Annotated in this window: 20 protein-coding genes; 3 read left to right on the forward strand and 17 right to left on the reverse strand. The window is 63.7% G+C overall.

What is annotated here, in order from left to right:
* Positions 1-85: 85 nt before the first annotated feature.
* Both LB571_RS07035 and LB571_RS07040 read right to left on the reverse strand, forming a co-directional pair.
* Positions 86-1,168 (reverse strand): acyltransferase family protein, encoded by a 1,083-nt coding sequence (locus tag LB571_RS07035; protein WP_224593254.1) that lies wholly within the window; start codon positions 1,166-1,168, stop codon positions 86-88.
* A gap of 146 nt (positions 1,169-1,314) precedes the next feature.
* Positions 1,315-3,222, reverse strand: a complete 1,908-nt coding sequence (locus LB571_RS07040; RefSeq protein WP_224593259.1) for a propionyl-CoA synthetase — start codon at positions 3,220-3,222, stop codon at positions 1,315-1,317.
* A gap of 767 nt (positions 3,223-3,989) precedes the next feature.
* Here LB571_RS07040 and LB571_RS07045 point away from each other — a divergent pair.
* The 3 genes from LB571_RS07045 to LB571_RS07055 are packed head-to-tail and all read left to right on the forward strand — an operon-like array spanning position 3,990 to position 5,712.
* The gene (locus tag LB571_RS07045; protein ID WP_015314206.1) at positions 3,990-4,292 is read left to right on the forward strand and encodes a PqqD family protein; all 303 of its coding nucleotides are present in this window, start codon (positions 3,990-3,992) and stop codon (positions 4,290-4,292) included.
* A complete protein-coding gene (locus tag LB571_RS07050) occupies positions 4,292-4,729 on the forward strand; it encodes a lasso peptide biosynthesis B2 protein (protein ID WP_140614927.1) in 438 nt (145 codons plus the stop codon). Before LB571_RS07045 ends, LB571_RS07050 begins: the two co-directional genes overlap by 1 nt.
* Positions 4,726-5,712, forward strand: coding sequence for a serine kinase (locus LB571_RS07055; RefSeq protein WP_224593262.1), 987 nt, complete (start codon positions 4,726-4,728; stop codon positions 5,710-5,712). The genes LB571_RS07050 and LB571_RS07055 overlap by 4 nt, the downstream gene beginning before the upstream one ends.
* Before the next feature lie 8 nt (positions 5,713-5,720).
* On the opposite strand, the gene LB571_RS07060 is transcribed toward LB571_RS07055, so the two are convergent.
* The 15 genes from LB571_RS07060 to LB571_RS07130 all read right to left on the reverse strand — a co-directional run bounded on the left by LB571_RS07060 (position 5,721) and on the right by LB571_RS07130 (position 19,758).
* The gene (locus LB571_RS07060) at positions 5,721-6,743 is read right to left on the reverse strand and encodes a nucleotidyltransferase family protein (RefSeq protein WP_181173981.1); all 1,023 of its coding nucleotides are present in this window, start codon (positions 6,741-6,743) and stop codon (positions 5,721-5,723) included.
* A 70-nt stretch (positions 6,744-6,813) separates the two neighbouring features.
* Complete coding sequence (gene dhaK / locus LB571_RS07065; RefSeq protein WP_140875663.1) at positions 6,814-7,800, reverse strand: dihydroxyacetone kinase subunit DhaK; 987 nt, start codon at positions 7,798-7,800, stop codon at positions 6,814-6,816.
* Positions 7,801-7,838: 38 nt separating this feature from the next.
* Positions 7,839-8,261, reverse strand: a complete 423-nt coding sequence (locus tag LB571_RS07070; RefSeq protein WP_140660519.1) for a hypothetical protein — start codon at positions 8,259-8,261, stop codon at positions 7,839-7,841.
* A 2-nt stretch (positions 8,262-8,263) separates the two neighbouring features.
* A complete protein-coding gene (gene ptsP / locus LB571_RS07075) occupies positions 8,264-9,838 on the reverse strand; it encodes a phosphoenolpyruvate--protein phosphotransferase (RefSeq protein WP_140875661.1) in 1,575 nt (524 codons plus the stop codon).
* 41 nt (positions 9,839-9,879) lie between these two features.
* Positions 9,880-10,182, reverse strand: a complete 303-nt coding sequence (locus LB571_RS07080; RefSeq protein WP_015314199.1) for an HPr family phosphocarrier protein — start codon at positions 10,180-10,182, stop codon at positions 9,880-9,882.
* Positions 10,183-10,203: 21 nt separating this feature from the next.
* Entirely contained in the window at positions 10,204-10,593 is a 390-nt protein-coding gene (gene dhaM / locus LB571_RS07085; protein ID WP_015314198.1) for a dihydroxyacetone kinase phosphoryl donor subunit DhaM, read from the reverse strand.
* Positions 10,590-11,192, reverse strand: coding sequence for a dihydroxyacetone kinase subunit DhaL (gene dhaL, locus LB571_RS07090; protein WP_041163578.1), 603 nt, complete (start codon positions 11,190-11,192; stop codon positions 10,590-10,592). The genes dhaM and dhaL overlap by 4 nt, the downstream gene beginning before the upstream one ends.
* Positions 11,193-11,264: 72 nt before the next feature.
* A complete protein-coding gene (locus LB571_RS07095) occupies positions 11,265-12,908 on the reverse strand; it encodes a dihydroxyacetone kinase subunit DhaK (protein WP_224593273.1) in 1,644 nt (547 codons plus the stop codon).
* A 70-nt stretch (positions 12,909-12,978) separates the two neighbouring features.
* Positions 12,979-13,992, reverse strand: a complete 1,014-nt coding sequence (locus tag LB571_RS07100; RefSeq protein WP_140723247.1) for an ABC transporter ATP-binding protein — start codon at positions 13,990-13,992, stop codon at positions 12,979-12,981.
* A complete protein-coding gene (locus LB571_RS07105) occupies positions 13,985-15,097 on the reverse strand; it encodes an ABC transporter ATP-binding protein (RefSeq protein WP_140875658.1) in 1,113 nt (370 codons plus the stop codon). The genes LB571_RS07100 and LB571_RS07105 overlap by 8 nt, the downstream gene beginning before the upstream one ends.
* 2 nt (positions 15,098-15,099) lie before the next feature.
* On the reverse strand, positions 15,100-15,303 hold the full coding sequence (locus tag LB571_RS07110) for a hypothetical protein (protein WP_140821580.1): 204 nt from the start codon (positions 15,301-15,303) through the stop codon (positions 15,100-15,102).
* Positions 15,304-15,454: 151 nt separating this feature from the next.
* A complete protein-coding gene (locus LB571_RS07115) occupies positions 15,455-16,405 on the reverse strand; it encodes a carbohydrate ABC transporter permease (protein ID WP_140660526.1) in 951 nt (316 codons plus the stop codon).
* Positions 16,402-17,349 carry a carbohydrate ABC transporter permease gene (locus LB571_RS07120; protein ID WP_224593847.1) on the reverse strand — a complete coding sequence of 316 codons (948 nt, stop codon included), beginning with the start codon at positions 17,347-17,349 and terminating at the stop codon, positions 16,402-16,404. The genes LB571_RS07115 and LB571_RS07120 overlap by 4 nt, the downstream gene beginning before the upstream one ends.
* Positions 17,350-17,472: 123 nt before the next feature.
* Positions 17,473-18,804, reverse strand: a complete 1,332-nt coding sequence (locus LB571_RS07125; protein ID WP_224593275.1) for an ABC transporter substrate-binding protein — start codon at positions 18,802-18,804, stop codon at positions 17,473-17,475.
* A 264-nt stretch (positions 18,805-19,068) separates the two neighbouring features.
* Complete coding sequence (locus tag LB571_RS07130; protein ID WP_224593278.1) at positions 19,069-19,758, reverse strand: PIG-L deacetylase family protein; 690 nt, start codon at positions 19,756-19,758, stop codon at positions 19,069-19,071.
* Positions 19,759-19,780 lie beyond the last annotated feature (22 nt).

Here is a 19,780-nt window from a genome sequence, read left to right on the forward strand (position 1 = left end):
CATTCCGAAATCGCACAAGGTTTCGGCACCGTCCGGCCGCCGTTCATGCGGCCGGACATGAGGCGGAGCGGCGTATAGCTCGAGGCTATGCCGCCTTCAGCCGGTAACGGAAAAGCGTGTGGTCGAGCAGCAGCCGGATGCGCGGTTCGGCCTCGGTTGCCACCAGCCAGCTTGCCGCGATCATGGTCGCGCCGACCATTGCCATCGACAGGAGATAAGGCAGCCCGGAGCGCACCATGGCGCCGAGCATCGCCGCGCCGATGACGTCGTGGATCAGATAGAGCGGATAGGTCATCAGGCCGATCCGGCGCCAGCCGCTCCATCTGAGATCAAGCGTGAGCGACCACGCCGTCAGCGCGATGGCAGCGAGGAAGATCAAGATTGGCGGCCCGTACGGCATCACGGCTCCGACTTTGATGCTATGGACGTCGACGGAGCTGGCGATCTGCAGCACCCCACTGCCGAGGAACAGCAGGCAGAAGCCAAGGCGAGACGCCGTCACCGCCTTGAACCGCATCAGCCAGATGAGCACGCCGACCGCGAAGAATGAGCCATGATGCACCAGCACGAGCTGCAGCCACCGCGTCTCGGCGAAGGCGGACCAGCCGAGCGGATAATAAAGGCACCAGAACAGCGTGCTGATCATGCCGATGACGATCGCAACCCTTTCCATCAGATGGAAACGGCCGAGCCGCAGCAGGATCCAGACGATGGCGTAGAAGGCGATTTCGATGCCGAGCGTCCAGTAGACGCTGTCCACCCAGGGACCATAAGGCGCGAACAGGCCGGTGCGCACGAGCCGAACCACCGCATCGGTCGGCCAGCTCAAGCCGATCAGCAGCAACAGCGCCGTAGTGATCGGGGCACAAATCCAGACCGCCGGCGCCAGCCTTTTGACCCTTGCCTCGAAAAACCGCAGCGGCGTCGAATTCTCGGCGCTGAAGGCAATGACGAAACCGCTGATGACGAAGAAGATCTCGACGCCGACCCAGCCGGACCCGACCCAGGCGCCGATCCCAGGCTGCGCCGGAACGCCACCAGTCGCTTGCGCCGAGATGCCGTCGGGATAGGCCCAGACCCAGAAGCCGTAGTGATAGACCATGACCAGCACGGCGGCGAGAAACCGCAGGATGTCGATACCGCCAAAGGTTATTTTTTTCTGAGCCATGCGATCCAATCGAATGGCCCCCCGCGGGAACTGTAGGGCGGAATGTTGCATCGCACAATCTACGATTGCGCCCAGCGGTCATCACAAAGTTCGCCGCGTCGCAACATCGCGCAACGGTAGCTCCAGTCAGGTCCCGGCAGTGCTCCTTAGACGCCGATTCCGCGCTCCGTCAGGGCAGCGGTGATCTCATCGAGGATGGCGGGGTCGTCGATGGTTGCAGGCATCATCCACGCTTCCTTGTCGGCGATCTTCTGCATGGTGCCGCGCAGGATCTTGCCCGAGCGCGTCTTGGGCAGGCGCTTGATCGTCACCACGGTCTTGAAGGCGGCCACCGGGCCGATGCGCTCGCGCACCAGCGCGACGACCTCCTTCTCGATGGCGGCGCCGTCGCGCGCGACACCGGCGTTCAGCACCACGAAGCCGAGCGGAATCTGGCCCTTCATCGCATCGGCGATGCCGACGACGGCGCATTCGGCGACATCGGGATGGGCGGCCAGCACCTCTTCCATGGCGCCCGTCGACAATCGGTGGCCGGCAACGTTGATGATATCGTCGGTGCGGGCCATCACGTAGAGATACCCGTCCTCGTCGATCATGCCGGCATCGGCCGTCTTGTAGAAGCCGGGGAACTCATCGAGATAGGCCTGGCGGAAGCGGGCATCGGCGTTCCACAGGGTCGGCAGGCAGCCCGCGGGCAGCGGCAGCTTGACCACGACATTGCCGAGCGTGCCGCGCGGCACCTCATGGCCGGCATCGTCGAGCACGCGGATATCGTAGCCGGGCATCGGTACCCCGGGCGAGCCGTACTTCACCGGCAACAGGCCGAGCCCAGCGGGGTTGATCGTCATCGGCGATCCGGTCTCGGTCTGCCACCAATGATCGACCACCGGCACGTTCAGCTTCTGCTCCGCCCATTTGATGGTTTCAGGGTCGGCGCGTTCGCCGGCCAGGAACAGGGTGCGGAATTTCGACAGATCGTATTTCGGCACGAACTCGCCTTTGGGATCCTGCCCCTTGATGGCGCGGAAGGCGGTCGGCGCGGTGAACAACGCGACCACGCCATGTTCCGCGATGACGCGCCAGTAGGTGCCGGCGTCGGGCGTGCCGATCGGCTTGCCTTCGAACAGGATGCTGGTGCAGCCATGCAGAAGCGGGCCGTAGACGATGTAGGAATGGCCGACCACCCAGCCGACATCGGACGCCGCCCAGAACACTTCTCCGGGCTTCACGCCGAACTCGTTTTCCATCGTCCATTTCAGCGCGACCATGTGGCCGCCATTGTCCCGCACGATGCCCTTGGGCTGGCCCGTCGTGCCTGACGTGTAGATGATGTAGAGTGGGTCGGTGGCCAGCACCGGCACGCAGTCGACATTGGCGCCGGCCGCCCGCTCCCGCGCGACCGCGTCCGCATAGTCGATGTCGTAGTTTTCCCTGAGCTCGCAGCGCAACTGGTCGCGCTGCAGGATCAGGCAGGCGTCCGGCTTGTGGCGGGATATCTCTATCGCCTTGTCGAGCAGCGGCTTGTAGGCGACGACGCGGCCGGGTTCCAGGCCGCAGGACGCCGAGATGATCAGCTTCGGCCTGGCGTCGTCGATGCGGGTGGCGAGCTCATGCGAGGCAAAGCCGCCGAACACGACCGAATGCACTGCGCCGATGCGGGCGCAGGCGAGCATGGCGATGGCCGCTTCCGCCACCATCGGCATGTAGATGATGACGCGGTCACCCTTGCCGACGCCGCGGTTCTTTAACACCGAGGTCAGCGCCACCACCTCGCGCTTCAGTTCGGCATAGGTGAACTTTTTCACCGTGCCGGTGATGGCGCTGTCGTATATCAGCGCGATCTGGTCGGCCCGCCCGCCGGCGACATGCCGGTCAAGGGCATTGTAGCAGGTGTTGCAGGTCGCGCCGGTGAACCAGCGGCCGTAGACGCCGGCGGTGGCATCGAACACCCTGTTCCAGGGCGAATACCAGTCGATGGCGCCGGCCGCGTCGGCCCAGAATTTTTCCGGGTCGCGTTTCCAGCCGTCATAGATCTCGTGATAGCGTAAAGCCATCCGTACCCTCCCGGAAACCATTTGCCGTCTTTGCAAACAGCCTATGCTGTTTTTTCCGGCGCTGTCTTCCCTGATTTTCGTTTGAACCGGTCTTGTCCTGACCGGGATGCCCGCTGTCCGACGATATCGAGCGGGAGGATGTGAGCGCATGCGCCATCAATGGTCGATCGGGACCAGGCTCGAGGAACCGTCCGATCTCCTACAGCCTGTCGGAATCCTGTGAATACACACCGGCAGGCAAGCCGGCGGTAATCGTCGGGCTGTGCAGCGCTTCAGCCGGGGTTTTAAGGGTGCGATCGCCGCTTGATAGCGGTGACCGGACAACCTCGCTGAACAATCTGTCGATTGCCGTCTAACAAGCCGGATTCGTTGGGCGAATGTCGACGGCGCTAGATCGGCAAGGCCACCAGCATGAGGCCGACGCCGCCGAAGATCAAAATGGCTGTCGCCAGAGCTTTTCGATGACGTTCGAAAGTCGTCGGAGCCCGCTCCCAATTGTAACGCATACGCTATCTCCCCAAGACCCGGGGAGTTCTTACCTTACTGGAGGAAAGAAAAGCAACGGGCCTGCCGGTCAGCATGCTTGCCTGGCGCGCCATTCCGACGACTATTTTCAGGGACGATTTTCGACGCTGGATGGATGTTGCGGCCTGACAAGAGCGTGCTGCAAGCATAGAGCCACGGGAGCCATCCCGGCCGGCCAATAGACAGCGCCCCACCACCGCGCTATCTCATTTCCGGGTTTTGCATGGCTTTTGGGGTTCGTTATGGAAATTGCCTCTGGAACGGTTCTGCGACTGGCGGACGATGCCTCGGTTCAGCATGTCGGCGACGGCGCGGTTGTGCTTTTGGCGCGCAGCGGCCAGCTTTATACCTGCAACGGGACGACCGAAGCCTTTCTCGACAAGGTGGATGGCGCGCGCAGCCTCGGCCAGATCGTCGGCCTACTTTGCGAGGAGTTCGAAATCGACAAGGGCACGCTTGACGAGGACATGGCGGCGCTGGCCAGCGATCTGGTCTCGGAAGGCATTCTCGCTGCTCCAGGCTTGATGGCTGAAGGCACCGCTTGATGGTGGACGGTCCTCTCCTGCGCGCCTTGTTCCGCTGTCATCTCTGGGCAAGCGCGCGGCTGATGCCAATTCTCATTGCCAATCGCAGCTTCGAGGACGTGCTGAAATGGGCGCCGCTCGCCTCGCCGGCGCCCTATCGCGGCCTGCCCGCCCCCTACATTGTCGCCCGCGTCAACCGTGCCGTGCGTCATCCCTGGCTGATGCGTGACCGCAGATGCTTGCGGGAGGGCTTGCTCGGCCATCGCTTCCTGCGCCTTGCCGGTTTCGATCCGCAACTGCGTTTCGGCGTCGATCCGAAGTCGCTGCAAGCGTCGCGGCTGGCGGCGCATTGCTGGGTGTGCCTGGACGGCAAGCCGGTGGTCAGTGACAGCCTTCCCGGCATGGTCGAGATCTACCGTCACCCCGCCACCGCCGCCACGAAGGTGCGCTCCGCTTGACCAGACCTTCAGTATTCTATGACCTCAATGGCCAGATCCTCGGCATATCGGCCGAGCGCCCCGGGCTCTGGCAGGATTTCGACGGGATGCTGGGCACCTTGCGTGTCACAGGTCCCGTCGAGCCGGATTTTCGTCTCGAGATCACAGAGGCGGACGTTCTGGACGAAGCGCCCGGCGGATCGCTCGTCTTCGAGGGCGAGATATCGGAGGACGGCTACTGCCGGATGATCGCGGATGGCGGCACGGTCCATCTCGTCTTTCCCGAACGCCAAGCCGTTGTCGTCAATGACGAGGAGGGTTGGGCCGAACTCCGGGTTCGCCCCGGTGCGAAGGCCGCCTGGACGCCATCGATGCTGGTGTTGGACGCAGCACTCGACGCAGGCGGCCAGCATATGCTGCACACGGCCGGGCTGACGCTGCCGGGCCGCGACGCCGTCGTGCTGGTCCATGCCCCGAGCGGCACCGGCAAGACCACCACATCGCTGGCCTTGGCAACGCAAGGATTCGGCCTGTGCTCCGACGACGCCATGATCCTGAATCTCGCTTCCCCCACGCCTGCCGCCTGGGGTTTGCCGCGCCATGTCAAGATCCATGAGAAGACCGCGCGGATGATCCCGCTTGTGGCGCCATGCCTCGGTCTGTCATGGGACCGCAATGGCGAACAGGCTGTTTCGCTGGAAAAGCTGAGTGGGATCGTAAAAATCGAAAGTCCGACCGCCCGTCCGGTCGCAGCGCTCCTGCATCTTGCGCGATCCGGCGACGAAGAGACCCGGCTCGCGCCCATGGCCCGGACCGACGCGATGGTGGCGCTGGCGATGGACAATGTCCGCACCGGCGCGACCGGTCTGCTGCCGCTGCAGAAGCGCAGGTTGGCGGCGATCCGTGGACTGGTGTCGTCGGTGCCGACCTTTACCCTGGAAGTAGGCGTGCGTCCGGCCGATGCGGCGGCGCTGATAAGCGCTACGTTGGCATCACTGGACTGACGGTCCGCTCAAGCGGCGTATGGCCTGGCCTTGGCCAGCCGCTGGATCCAGCGAAAGGCATCGCGGCGTAGCCGCGAGCCGATCTTCTCCCGGGAATTGACCCTGAGCAGCGTGTTGGTCGTGATCAGCTTCTTGGCCAGTCGGATCGACAGGTCGGGCTTTATTCGCCCGGCGAGTGCCAGCGCATGCGGTTCGTCGAACAGCCGCCCGGTTACGTTGAGCACGATCGCAAGTTCGAGTTCGATGCCGGTCATGCGCGCGGCGTCAAGCAGGCGGGTTTCCGAAACCGGGGATTGCAGCGCCCTCACACCTTGCAGCACGTCGACGCAAAGCTGCAGACGGTGGAATTTGTGGCCGCCGGCGGCATGCACGATGGCGATCGTCAGAAGGGCGGCCGGCGTATCCGTCGCGCCGCCATCGATGATGCCAAGCTCGCGAAAACCCAGCGACAGGCGCCGCCGCATGCCGGTGTCGTGCACAAGGTCGCCATGCAACTCGACCAGCAGGCTGGAATTCTCCTTTTCCAGCCATTTGAATTCCTGCAGCCGGTAAGATTCGGCCTCGTTGCTGGCAAGCTCGAAGCCGCATGCCGCAATCACCCGGTTTGCCCGCGCAAGGTCGGCGGGCTCGACCAGGATGTCGATGTCGGTGAAAGGCCGGTCGGATACATTGCGGTAGAGTTTTCGTGCGAAGACCGGCCCCTTGACGATCCGCGCCGGAATGCCTTCCGCCGCCATTCCCTTCATGATGCGGTCGCCATGGTACTGAAGCAGCATCGACTGGCCGGTGGCGATCGTCGCCCTCTGGCGCAGGTCGTCGAGTTTGTCTCGCAAACCAGTATCCGACGGCAGGTGCGCATCGCCACGCTCCCCGAGCTTGCGCAGCATGATCGGGAGGACGCCGTGGAATTCGACATTGTCGAGCAGGGCAGACAGCGCCTTCGCCGATAAATTCTCCCCGACCGCCACAGCCTCCGGATCGGCGAAGCGCAGCAGCAGTTTTTCTTCAGCTGGAGTAAGAGACGGCAGCATCGATCCGGACAAATCCATCGTTATGTGGATTGTCCGGAATGGTCGCAGAAAAGCACGGCTGAAGCCAGCCTTACACGCCCCAGCGCAGCGCGGCGGTGTGGACAGGTGCGTCCCACCATTCCGTCAGTTCGTCGTCGAGCAGGCTCAGCGTGATCGAGCAGCCGGCCATGTCGAGCGAGGTGACATAGGTGCCGACCAGCGACCGGGTAACCGTCACGCCATGTTGCTCGAAAATCCGGCGGGCGCTGTTGTACATCAGATAGAGCTCCATCAGCGGCGTGCCGCCGAAGCCGTTGACGAACAGCAGCGCGGGTCCTTTCGCCCTGTCGTCGAGATCGCCCAGGATCGCAGCGCAGATTTCTTCGACAATTGCATCGGCGCTTTTCAGCCTGTCGCGCCGGCGGCCGGGCTCGCCATGGATGCCGACGCCGAATTCCATCTCGCCTTCGCCGATGTCGAAGGTCGGTTTGCCGGCAGCCGGCACGGTGCCGCTGGTCAATGCCACGCCCATCGAGCGGGTGGCGTCGTTGACGCGGTCACCCAGCGTCTTCAACGCAGGCAACGCCACCCCGTGCTCGGCGGCGGCGCCAACGATCTTTTCCACCACCAGCGTGCCCGCCACGCCGCGCCGCCCGGTTGTGTAGGACGAATTCTCGACGGCGACGTCGTCATTGGTGACGACCTGCAGCACGCCATCGGACATCTCCGCAGCCATCTCGAAGTTCATCACGTCGCCTTCGTAGTTCTTGACGATGAACAGGCAGCCGGCGCCGGTGTCGACGGCTTGCGCGGCCGCCAGCATCTGATCCGGTGTCGGCGAGGTGAACACCTGGCCAGGACAGGCGGCGTCCAGCATGCCACGGCCGACAAAGCCGCCATGCAGCGGCTCGTGGCCGGAGCCGCCGCCGGAGATCAGCGCCACCTTGCCCGGCTTGAGCATCTTGCGGCGGATGAATTTGTGCTCCTCGCCAAGCACAAGGATGTCGGCATGGGCGGCCGCGAAACCGTCGAGGCTCTCGGTCAGTACCGTGTCCACCGAGTTCATGAATTTCTTCACGGCCGTCTCCTCCCGAAATAGCCTGCATCAAGGGTCGTTCAGCCGCTCTTGCCGGTGATGCTGGTGACCTTCTGGATGAATTCGTTGATCGCTCGGTCGAGCGCCGCATTCTGCTTGTCGTCGCCGAAATCCGGCACGATGAGCGAAACGTGCCTTGTCTTGCGCGCGCCCGAGGCGACCGAGATCTTCCCGGGATGTGCCTGGTGATAGGCGGCAAGAAACTGGTCCCGCTCGGCCTGGCTGAAATGGCAGACGGAAAAGATGGCCGGCAGATGTTTCGACGGAATGGGAATCGAGTAGCTCGGGCTCGAAATCTGCGTGACGAAGCTGCGGTGCTTGCCAAGCGCATCGGCGAGCCGCTGGCGCATGCCGGACGGCCGCTGGTCGATAACCTGCGACAGGATCGTCTTGTAGGCGCGGATCGCTTCTTCGGAACCGGGTTCGGGTTTGATGTCGGCCATGCCTAGACCGGAACGTCGGCTATGGCCGCCTTGGCCATGGCGAGTTGCGCCGGCGCCACGGAAAGATCGCGCAGACCGGCTTCCAGCAGAGAGGGAATCGAGGCGGGGTCGCCGCCGGCATCGCCGCACAGGCTGACGGCGATCCCGGTCTCCCGTCCAAAGGCCGCGACCGAGGCGATCAGCCTCAACACCGCAGGATGGCGGACTGAATTCAGGTGTGCCACAGCGGCATTGTCGCGGGCGGCCGCCATCACATATTGCGTCAGATCGTTGGAACCGATCGACAGGAAGGCGACGCCGGTAAACGCCTCCGGCGCGATGGCCACCGAAGGCACTTCGACCATGATGCCGAGCGGCGGCATCTTGTGCGCGATGCCGCGCGCGGCAAGGGCTACCCGCTCCTCGGCGAACAGGGCGGCGGCGCTCTCATACTCTGCTGATGTGGCGATCATCGGAAACATGATTTTGAGATTGCCGTGTGGCGCGGCGCGCAGCAATGCCCTGATTTGAATCCGGAATATATCGGGCCTGGCCAGCGACAGCCTGATGCCGCGCAGGCCAAGGAATGGATTGCCTTCCTCGACGGTGAAGCCTGGCACCGGCTTGTCGCCGCCGGCATCGACGGTACGGATCGTCACCGGCTTTTCGCCGGCCCATTCCAGCACCTTGCGATAGGCACGATACTGCGTCTCCTCATCCGGCAGCGTTTTGCCGAACAGGAATTCGGTGCGCATCAGGCCGACACCGTCGCAGGTCGCGATGTCGATGGCATCGACATCCCTAGGATCGGCGATGTTGACCCGTACGCGCACCGCCGTGCCGGTTTTTGTCAGGGCCGGCCGCGCCAGAAAAGTCCGTGCCTTACCCTGGCCGGCGGTGAAGGAAGAGGATGACTGCCGGAACGAGCCGATCTCGGCCGGCGAGGGCGCCAGGACGATATTGCCGTGCTCCGCGTCGAGCAGTGCCATGTCGGCAACGGCGGTGAGCGGCTCGCGCAGGCCCACGACCATCGGCACGCCACGCGAGCGCGCCAGCATGGCGACATGGCTGGCGGTGCTGCCTGCCTTCAGAGCGATGCCGCCGCCATGGCTCCAGTCGGTTTCGAGAAAGCGCGTCGGCGCGATGTCCTCGCCGTAGAGGATGGCGCCGGACGGCGCGGCTTGGTCACTGTCCTCGGTCAGGGCACGCAGAACCTGGTCCCTGATATCCCGAAGGTCCGTGGCGCGGGCGCGGAAATAATCCTGGTCCGAAGCCTCGTAGCCGGCGATCTCGGCATCGAGTGCCTGCCGCCAGGCCGTGTCGGCGGGTGTTCCGGAAGCGATCGATGCGAAGGCCGGCCCGCTCAGCGCGTCGTCTTCCAGCATGGCGATGTGGAATTCGAGTATGTCGGCCGCATCTTTCTCGGCGGTTCCGACCATGGCCACGAGCCGGTTCACCGCCTTGCCGATCGCGGCCTGCAGGGACGTCCTCTCCTCGACGGAGCTTGCCTTGCTAACGTAAATGCCCGCGGGCTGGCCGAGGTCGAACAGAGGTCCCTCGGCATAGCCGGCCGAGGCAGGAACACCCTCAATACGCATGGCACGCGTTCCCAGCGGGTGAGCGCAGGCGCGGATCGGCCTCAAGCCGAGCGGACATGGCCGGCGTCCTCGTCGAAATCGCGCTGCACCAGTTCGACCAGCGCCCGGATAGCATCATCGGCGCCATCGCCGTTGGCCCTGATGTGCAGCACCGTGCCCTTCGGCGCCTTGGCCGCCATCACTTTGACGATGCTTTTTGCATCGAACCATGGGCCGTTGGCGGCGAGTGCAATCTCCACCTCGGCGGCAAAGCTCTTGGCCAGCTTGGTGAACTTCACCGAAGGACGCGCATGCAGGCCCACATCGTGGGTGATCAGGACGGTCGCTTCGGCGGTTGCGGACATATCTTCAAAAATCCCGTTCGCTCACGATGGCGACAATTCGTGCGCCGTCGCCACCACTTCCCGGAGCGAGGCGCCGCCGGATGCTTCGGTCGCCGCCATCACCGCGCCCTCGACGATCGGCGCGTTGCAGACGATGATTTTGTGCGCACGCGGCTCGCCGATCAATTCCACCGCCATTTCCGAATTGGTCTCGGCGCCGCCGAGATCGACAAGAATGGCGACGCCGGCGTCCGACCAGGCCTTGTCGATGGCGCCCATGATCGCCTCGACATTGGTGCCGAGCCCGCCATGGCCGTTTCCGCCGCACCACGCAAGCGGCACCTCGTCGCCGACCATTTGGCGTACCATGTCGGCCGTGCCCTCGGCGACCAGCGGCGAATGCGATACGATCACGATCCCGACATTGCTCATGCCTTGCCCCCGATGATTTGCGCCAGCGTGCGCACCAGCAGCGCGGTCGAGCGCGCGCCGGCATCCATATGGCCGATCGAGCGGTCTCCGAGGAACGAGGCGCGGCCGCGCAGTGCCTTCATCGGCACGGTGGCTTCGGCCGCGGCGTCGGCGACGTTGGCTATTTCAGCCGCCGTCCTTCCCCCGGCCAAGGCATCATGCACCGGCCGCAGCACATCGAGCATGGTTTTTTGTCCTACCTGCGACTTGCCGCGCGCGGCCACCGCTTCGATCGCCTTGCCGAAGGCAACCGACAGATTGGCGCGGTCGGGTTCCGCCGAAATCTCCTTGCCGAGCGCCATGAACAGCGTGCCGAACAGCGGGCCGGAAGCGCCGCCCACCGTCATCACCAGCTTGGTGCCAATTGCCTTCAGGGCGTCCGGCAGCGGCTTCGCGGCGAACACGTCGGCCTCGGCCCGTACGGCGTCGAAGCCGCGCTTCATGTTCAGCCCGTGGTCGCCGTCGCCGATCGCCTGGTCGAGCGCGGTCAATTCCTCGGCGTGCGCGGCAATCGCATCCGCGGCGGCCGTGATAAGCCTCGAAAGGTCCAGCGCCGTCATGTCGCCCGAATTCCCGGTTTGCACCTTGCCGGCAGTAGCGAAAGAACGGTCGTTCGACAACTGGTGCATGCGTCAGGCCGTGACAAGCAGTGTGGCGGCGGCCGCGAACACCTCTGCCACGGCATGAGCACCCGGATCGACCACGCCCTGCAATCCGGCACCGACATAGGCGGACCGCCCGGCTTTTGCCTTCTCCATGGCCGCGGTGGCCTCCGCACCGCGCCGGGCTGCTGTCGCCGCGTCGCCAAGGCCGTTGCCGTCGAGGGCCTTCAAGGCCGGCTCCAGCGCATCGACCATGGTGCGATCGCCGGGTTTGGCGCCACCGTAGAAGGTCATGCGTTCAAGCCCGGCGAGCAGGGCCTTGGGCACACTGGCGCCAGCGTCCAGGGCCCGTCCGGCCGCCGTGAAAAAGATCGACAGCAGCACCCCGCTGGAGCCGCCCATCGATGCGCTCAATATGTCGCCCACTGCACCTAGGGTCGCCGCGGGGTCGGCAAGCGGCAGCGTGTCGAGCCGATCAAGAACGCTTCGTGCGCCGGCCGCCACCGTCGAGCCGGTGTCGCCGTCGCCCGCCTTGGCGTCCAGTCCGTTCAATGCCGCTTCGAGCGAAATCAGCTTCTCGCAGACCGTGACGATCAGGCGCCTGGTGCCGGCATCCCGGCTGGCCCTGTGTGCCACGCTTTGTCCGGCTGCTTTCGCCATCGGTACGACAGCGGGCGCAACGAGCGGCTTGGCGGGCATCCAGGCGTGCGGGCCGACCGGCGCCAGCAAGGCGGCCTCGCGTGCCGCATCGAGCCGGATCAGCGACAGCGAGAACCCGTTCATGTTGAGTGCCGTCATCAACGATCCGGGACCGATTGTGAACTTCACTGTCTTTGCCAGCGGTGAGGCAAGCACCGCATTGGCAACCAGCGACATTTCGAGCGGCGGCACGGAGCCGAGATTGTTGATCAGCAAGGCATGATCGGCCTTCGTGTCGAGCCGCCCCGCGAGGCGCTCCGCCATGACAGCCACCAGCTTGTCGGCACTCTGCACCGCGATGCGCTCGACGCCCGGCTCACCGTGGATGCCGAGGCCGAGCTCGCCATCGTTTTCGCCAAACCTGTCCTCGTGCGGCTGGCCGGGAATGGAGCAGGACGACAACGACATTCCGAGCGAGATGATATCCTTTGCCGCCGCACGCGCGGCCGCCGCGACGGATACCAGGTCCTTGCCGGCTTCCGACAGGTGGCCTGATATCTTGTGCACGAATAATGTGCCGGCAACGCCGCGCGGCTGGGTGATGTCGGGCAGCGCGATGTCGTCGGCGACGATCACCATCTCGACGGCAAAACCTTCGGCGCGCGCCTTCTCGGCAGCGAGGCCGAAATTGAGCCGGTCGCCGGTGTAGTTCTTGACGATCAGCAGGCAACCGGCCGGTCCGGTGACCGCGCGAATGGCCGCCAGCACCGCTTCGACGCTCGGCGAGGCGAAGATCTCGCCCGAAACCGCCGCCGTCAGCATGCCCTTGCCGACGAAGCCGGCATGCGACGGCTCGTGCCCGGCCCCGCCGCCGGAGACGACGGCAACCTTGGACTTGTCCCAATCGGCGCGCAGCACGACCTTGATCTCGGGATACCCGTCGAGGCGCGCGAGGTCGCCTGAGCCAATGGTGCGCAACAGGCCGTCCAGGGCCTCGGTGACGATCGTTTCCCTGCGGTTGAAAAAGTTCTTCATCGAATTCGTCCCGTATTCGCAATCTTCAATCAGAAGCCGGCGTCGCCTTGGCGGGGGGCGCCGAAACCGCTCACATCAGTCGTTGTCCGTCGGCGCCGAAATAGAGCGGCGAGCGGTAGCGGATCACCACCTTGTCGCCTTGCGCCAGATCGGTGTCGGGATCGGTCAGCGTCACCAGCTTCTTCGGCCCCACCGTCACGTGCAGATGGTTCTGGTCGCCGAGATGCTCGACCCAGTCGACGACGCCATCAGCATGGCCATTCACGGCCTTCTCGATCGCCAGGTGCTCGGTGCGCGCGCCGATTGTCCTGGTGCCGGCCGGCGCGCCGCCATCGGGAAGCAGCCCAGTCGGCAAAAGATTGATCGCCGGCTGGCCGAGCCTTGCAGCGACATGCAGATTTGCCGGTTCCGAATAAATGGTTCGTGGTGAACCGATCTGCACCAGCACGCCGTCGGCGAGGATGCCGATCCGATCGGCCATGGTCATCGCCTCGATCTGGTCGTGCGTGACGTAGAGCATGGTGGCACCGAGCTCGGACTGGATGCGCTTCAATTCGAGCCTGAGATCCGCGCGCAGCTTGGCGTCGAGCGACGACAGCGGCTCGTCCATCAGGTAGATGGAAGGCTTGCGCACCAGCGCGCGGCCGATGGCGACACGCTGCATTTCGCCACCCGACAATTTGGTCGAACGGTTGGCAAGCTTGTGATGGATGCGCACCATCTTCGCGACCTCCTCGACCCGGCGGCGGATTTGGTCTTCCGGTATTTTCCGCGCCGGCGAGCGCAGTGGGAAGGCGAGGTTGTCGAACACCGACAGATGCGGATAGAGCGAATATTGCTGGAAGACGAAGGCGGTGTCGCGCTCGGCCGGTGACAGGGTCGTGGCATTGTGGCCGCCGATCTCGATCGTGCCTGCATCCGGCCGTTCCAGCCCTGCAATCAGCCGCAGTGTGGTCGTCTTGCCGGCGCCGGTCGGCCCCAAGAGCACGACGAATTCGCCGTCCGATATATGCAGGTCGAGCCCGCTGACGGCGACATGGTCGCCGAAGCTTTTGGTCACGCCTTTGATGTGCACGTCAGCCATGCTGCGCTCTCCCCAACGACGCTGTGTCGTGGATCGCCGTTCTCACCGCGCGCCCGGAGCCTTGTTCGAACAGCGACAGCCGCGCGCCGTTCAGAGTCAGGCCGACATGGTCGCCAGCATTGAGCCGGATTTCGGCCGGCACCCGCGCCTTGATGATGCCGTCCGCCGTTTCCACCGCGACGATCTGGGTGGTGCCGAGATATTCGGTGCCGTATATGGCGCCGCGCAGCTTGGATGCATCGTCGAAGCGGATATGTTCGGGGCGAATGCCGAGAGCCATGTCGGCAGGCGCTACGTCCTCGCGCACCTCTGGCACTGCCACTGTCGCCCCCTGGACGACCACCTCCTTCGCGCCTTTTGTGAGTCCGCCGCCAAACTTCAAAAAATTCATCGGCGGCGAGCCGATGAAGTCGGCCACGAACATGGTAGCGGGGCGGTCGTAGATTTCGCGGGGGCTGCCGAACTGCTCGATGACGCCATGGTTCATCACAGCGATCTTGTCGGCCATCGACATGGCTTCCATTTGGTCATGCGTGACGTACACGGTCGTCGCGTGGATGCGGTTGTGCAGTTCGCGCAGCTCATGGACCATTAGGTCACGGAATTCAGTGTCGAGCGTGCCGAGTGGCTCGTCCATCAGGAAGCATTTCGGCCGCCTCACGATGGCGCGGCCGAGCGCGACGCGCTGGCGGTCGCCGCCGGCAAGACCGGATACGGATTTGTTGAGCAGATGGTCGATGCGCAGAAGCTTCGCCGTCTCCTCGACGCGGGTGCGGATCTCGGCCGAGGGCATGCCTTGCGCCAAGAGCGGAAAACCGATGTTCTTGCGCACATTCATGTGCGGATAGAGCGCGAACAGCTGGAAGACGAATGCGATGTCGCGCTCGCGGGCCCTGAGCATGGTGACGTCGTCGCCGCCGAGCAGGATCTGGCCGCCGGTCGGCAGTTCGAGCCCGGCGATCATTCTCAGTGTCGTCGTCTTGCCGCAGCCCGATGGCCCCAGCATGACGAAGAACTCGCCGTCCTCGACGACGAAGTTGGAACCCTGGACGGCGACGAAATCGCCGAAGGCCTTTCTCAGATGTTGGACGCGAATTTCGGCCATGATTATTCCGGGAACTTCGAGACGATGATGAACATCACCGTGCCGGCGAGCATGGTGATGAAGGAATAGGTATAGAGCGACAGCGCGAAGGGCTGGAACAGCATCAGGAAGCCGATGGCGATCAGCGCCGTGGCAATGTTTTCCATCAACCCGCGCCTGGCCCAGCGGGGCCAACGCGATTTCCTGGAGATGGCGGAGCGCCTCATGCGTAGCGTCCTCCCTTTTCCCCGTTCAAAGGGAGAGATGGTTGCCAGGTGGTTCCCCCACTCCGTCGCTGCTCCGCTGCGCCACCTCTCCCCCCTCCGGAGGGAGAGGAAGGGAGCCTGGCTGAATCAAGGTCGCGCCCTTCCACACTAATCATTTGCGCACCGCACCGAAGGTGATGCCGCGCAGCAATTGCTTGCGGAGCAGGATGGTGAAGACCAGGATTGGAACCAGGAAGATCGTCGTGCCGGCCGCCACGGCCGGCCAGTCCTGGCCGCCTTCGCCTATGATGGTCGGGATGAAGGGCGGCGCTGTTTGTGCCGTGCCGGAAGTCAGCAGTGCGGCGAAGGCATATTCGTTCCAGGCGAAGATCAGGCAGAAGATCGCCGTGGCGGCAATGCCGGTGGTCGCCTGCGGCAGCACGGTGCGCCAGAAGGCCTGCAGCCGCGTGTAACCGTCGATCATCGCCGCTTCCTCATATTCGCGCGGGATTTCGTCGATGAAGCCCTTGAGCAGCCACACCGCGAGCGACACGTTGACCGCCGTGTAGAGCAGGATCATGCCGAGGGCGGTGTCCGACAGGCCAAGCTCGCGGTACATCAGGTAGATGGGAATGGCGACCGCGATCGGCGGCATGAAGCGTGTCGACAGGATGAAGAACAGAAGGTCGTCGGCGAGCGGCACCTTGAAGCGCGAGAAGCCGTAGGCCGACAATGTGCCGAGAAAGACGGCGCAGAAGGTCGAGCCGAAGGCGATGATCAGCGAATTGACGAAGCGCGGCAGGAAGTTGGATGGTCCGGCGATCACCATGTTGCGCTTGCGCACGGTCTCGTCGCAGAAGCCCGTCGCCGGTCCGAGCGAGTTGATATATTCAGGCGTCTGCCTGGTGCGCGTCGTGAACAGGTTGCAGTAGCCCTCGATGCTCGGCTGGAACACGATCTTGGGCGGATAGGCGATCGAATCCGGCGGCGTCTTGAAGCTGGTGGCGAAGATCCACAAGAGCGGCACGATCGAGATCAACGCGTAGGCGATGATGATGGCGCCGGCGATGCGCTTCGAATTCGACGAGGGCGCGACAACCGAATGGGCTGTGGTCAGGCTCATCTCTGCTTCACCTTGTTGAGCGCCTTGACGTAGATGTTGGCGAGACCGAACACCGCGACGAACAGGATGATGGCGAAGGCAGAGGAATAGCCGGTACGCCAGCTCTCGAAGGCCTGCCGTTTCAGCGTGATCGAGGCGACTTCGGTGGTCGAGCCCGGCCCGCCGCCGGTGAGCAGGTTGACCATGTCGAACATCTTGAAGTTCTCGATGCCGCGAAACAGCACCGCCAGCATGATGAAGGGCAGCGCCATCGGCAGCGTGATCGACCAGAACTGCCGCCAGTTGGAGGCGCGGTCGACCTCGGCCGCTTCATAAATATATTCGGGGATCGAGCGCAGGCCCGCGAGGCAGATCAGCATCACGTAGGGCGTCCACATCCAGGTATCGACGATGATGATCGACCACGGCGCCAGCGAGACGTTGGAAAGCATCTGGATGCTTGTCGGCGGAATGCCCGACACGAACGAGATGACATAGGAAAACAGGCCGATCTGCGGCTCGTAGAGGAAGCGCCAGAAATTACCGACCACCGCCGGCGACAGCATCATCGGCACCAGGATCAGCGTCGTCCAGAAAGCGTGGCCGCGAAACTTGCGGTCGATCAGCCAGGCCAGCGTGAAGCCGATCAGCGTCTGCAAGAGGATGGTCCAGAACACGAAATGCGCCGTCGTCTGCATGGCGATCCAGATGTCCTGGTCGCCAAGGATGCGCTGGTAATTGGCGAAGCCGAGGTTCTTCACCACCTCGTTCGGGCGGTTGGCACGAAAATTGGTGAACGACAGGTAAATCGCCCAGAACAGCGGGAAGATGTTGATGGCGAGCAGCAACAGGATCGTCGGTGAGATGAACAGCCAGGCGAGGCCCTTGTCGCTGATGCCCCGGACCTTGCGGGCCAACGGTTCCGGGGTCGCCCGGGCAAAGGTCTCCGCGGTCCGATTGAGCATGGTCAGTCCTGCTTCGGTCACTTCGTTCGTCTCTGTCATGGAATTTATCTGAACCGCGTCCCGTGCCAAGGGCGGCACGGGACGCGGGGTCATGGCTCGGGAGGAGCCTTGCGGTTGTCGCGGCTACATCTTGCCGTCGTCCTGGAAGACCTGCGTCCAATCCTTGACTAGGCCGTCGAGAGCATCCTTGGCCGAACCCTGGCCGGCGACGACATAGTCATGGAAGCGCTTCTGCGAGGCTTGCAGCAGTGGTGCGTAGCTCGGCTCGGCCCAGAAGTCCTTCACGATCGCCATCGAGTCGAGGAAGGTTTGCGCATAGGGCTGGCTGGCCGGGAATTTCGGGTCCTTGACCACCGCGTTGAGGCAGGAATAACCGCCGAGCGACCACCATTTGGCCTGGACGTCCTTGTTGGCGAACCACTTGATGTATTTCAGCGCCGATTCCTGCTTGTCGGAATAGGAGACCACCGAAATACCCTGGCCGCCGAGCTGGGCGAACTGGGCGCCGCCGGGACCGTTGGGATTGACGAAATAGCCGATCTTGTCGCCGCCGACATTCTCGTCCTTCTGCAGGCCCGGCCATGTGAAGGCGAAGTTCATGTGCATCGCCACCTGGCCGGATTTGAAGGCATCGACGCCTTCACCCATGTAGCTGTTCGAGGCGCCCGGAGGGGTGCAGCAATCGTAGAGCGCCTTGTAGAATTCCAGGCCCTTGACCGCGTCGGGCGAATTGACGAAGCCTTCCATCTCGTAGGGCTTCTTCGGATTCTCATATTGGAAGCCGTAGCTGTAGAGCACGTCCATGGCGCCCATTGTGATGCCTTCCGAGCCGCGCTCGGTGTAGATCGAGGCGCCATAGACCGTCTTGCCGTCGACCTGCCGCTTCTGGAAGAATTCGGCGATCTGCTTCAACTGGTCGAAAGTGGCCGGCGGGCCGAGGTCCCAGCCATACTTCTCCTTGAATTCCTTCTGCAGTTCGGGCTTGGAGAACCAGTCCTTGCGGTAGGTCCAGCCGACGACGTCGCCCATGGCCGGCAGCGCCCAGTAGTTGGGCGTGTTCTTCGGCCATTCCGAATAGCCGACGACGGTCGCCGGCACGAAGTCGTCCATGCTGATCTTCTCCTTGTCGAAGAAGTCGTTCAGCTTGACGTAATGGCCATTCTCGGCCGCGCCGCCGATCCATTGGCTGTCGCCGATGATCAGGTCGCAGAGCTTGCCATGCGAGTTCAACTCATTGAGGAAACGATCGGCGTAGTTGGTCCACGGCACGAACTCGAATTTCATGCCGATGCCGGTTTCCTTGGTGAAATCCTTGGACAGTTCGACCAGCGCGTTGGCCGGGTCCCAGGCGGCCCAGCATAGCGTCAGGTCTTCAGCGTGCGCGGCGCTCGAGACGGCTGTCGACGCTGCGATCGCCGAGGTCAGTCCCAACGCCAGTTTCAAGCTCGATTTCATGCCTTCCTCCCATTTGCGAAACACGTCCGGATGACGGTCTCAAGATCCCTCAACCTCTCTCCTCAGAGGCCCAAACATGGCGGCGTCGTCGCATCGCGGATGTTTAGTAATTTGTTTAGTGATGCAATTTTTACTAAACAACGCAAGCGAATTCGTTGCTGCGCCGCAACATGCAGAAGCCGGTCTCTGAAAATGTTGGGAAAAGCGCCGGGCATCAGGCGGACGAGCGCGGAACGGGATACCCCTGGCCGATCGTCCGCGGGTTCAGTCGACCTGCTTGGTGCTCACCATCACCGTCCGGATCGGTGGCGCCGGCGGCAGCAGCGCGCGGATGTCGCCGAAGGGAAACGTCGGCTCGAAGCGGAAGGCTTCGGCCAGCGAACCTTGCGCGCCGTTGCACTGGCCCGAGCGAAAAAGGTTCTGCGTCAGTGCAATGTCGACGAAGCGGTCCGGGTCCTGCGACTGGTGCATGCGGATCGCTTTGGCCTTGATGTCGGCATGGGCGGAAATATCGACATAGTGCGTCGGCGAGAATCCGGTGCCGCCCATCGTATCGGCATGCAGCACCGGAACCCCGAACGAAGCAGCGATGCGCACGCCGTCCGACAGCGCGCGGTGGTCGGCATGATAGTCGTTCGGCGCGTGCGTGATCGCCAGGTCCGGCCCGATCTCGCTGATCAGTGTTTTCAGTGCATCGATCAGCGCGGCGTCGGCCACCAGCCCGCCATCGGGAAAGTCGAGGAAGCGGGCTGCCGCCCCGAGCAGCGCGGCCGCGGCCATTGCCTCCTCGCGCCGGACACGAGCCAGAACAGCGGGATCGCTGTTGCCGCCCCTGGCACCATCGGTAGCCACGGCAAAAGTGAGTTCTGCGCCTTGCGCGGCATAGGCGGCCATCGTACCGAACATGAAGATCTCGATGTCGTCTGGATGGGCACCGAGCGCCAGTATTTTCAACTTTCTCTCCCGGAAATGAAAA

Origin of the sequence: Mesorhizobium sp. BR1-1-4, from assembly GCF_020165375.1 — a bacterium.
Classification (GTDB): domain Bacteria; phylum Pseudomonadota; class Alphaproteobacteria; order Rhizobiales; family Rhizobiaceae; genus Mesorhizobium; species Mesorhizobium australicum.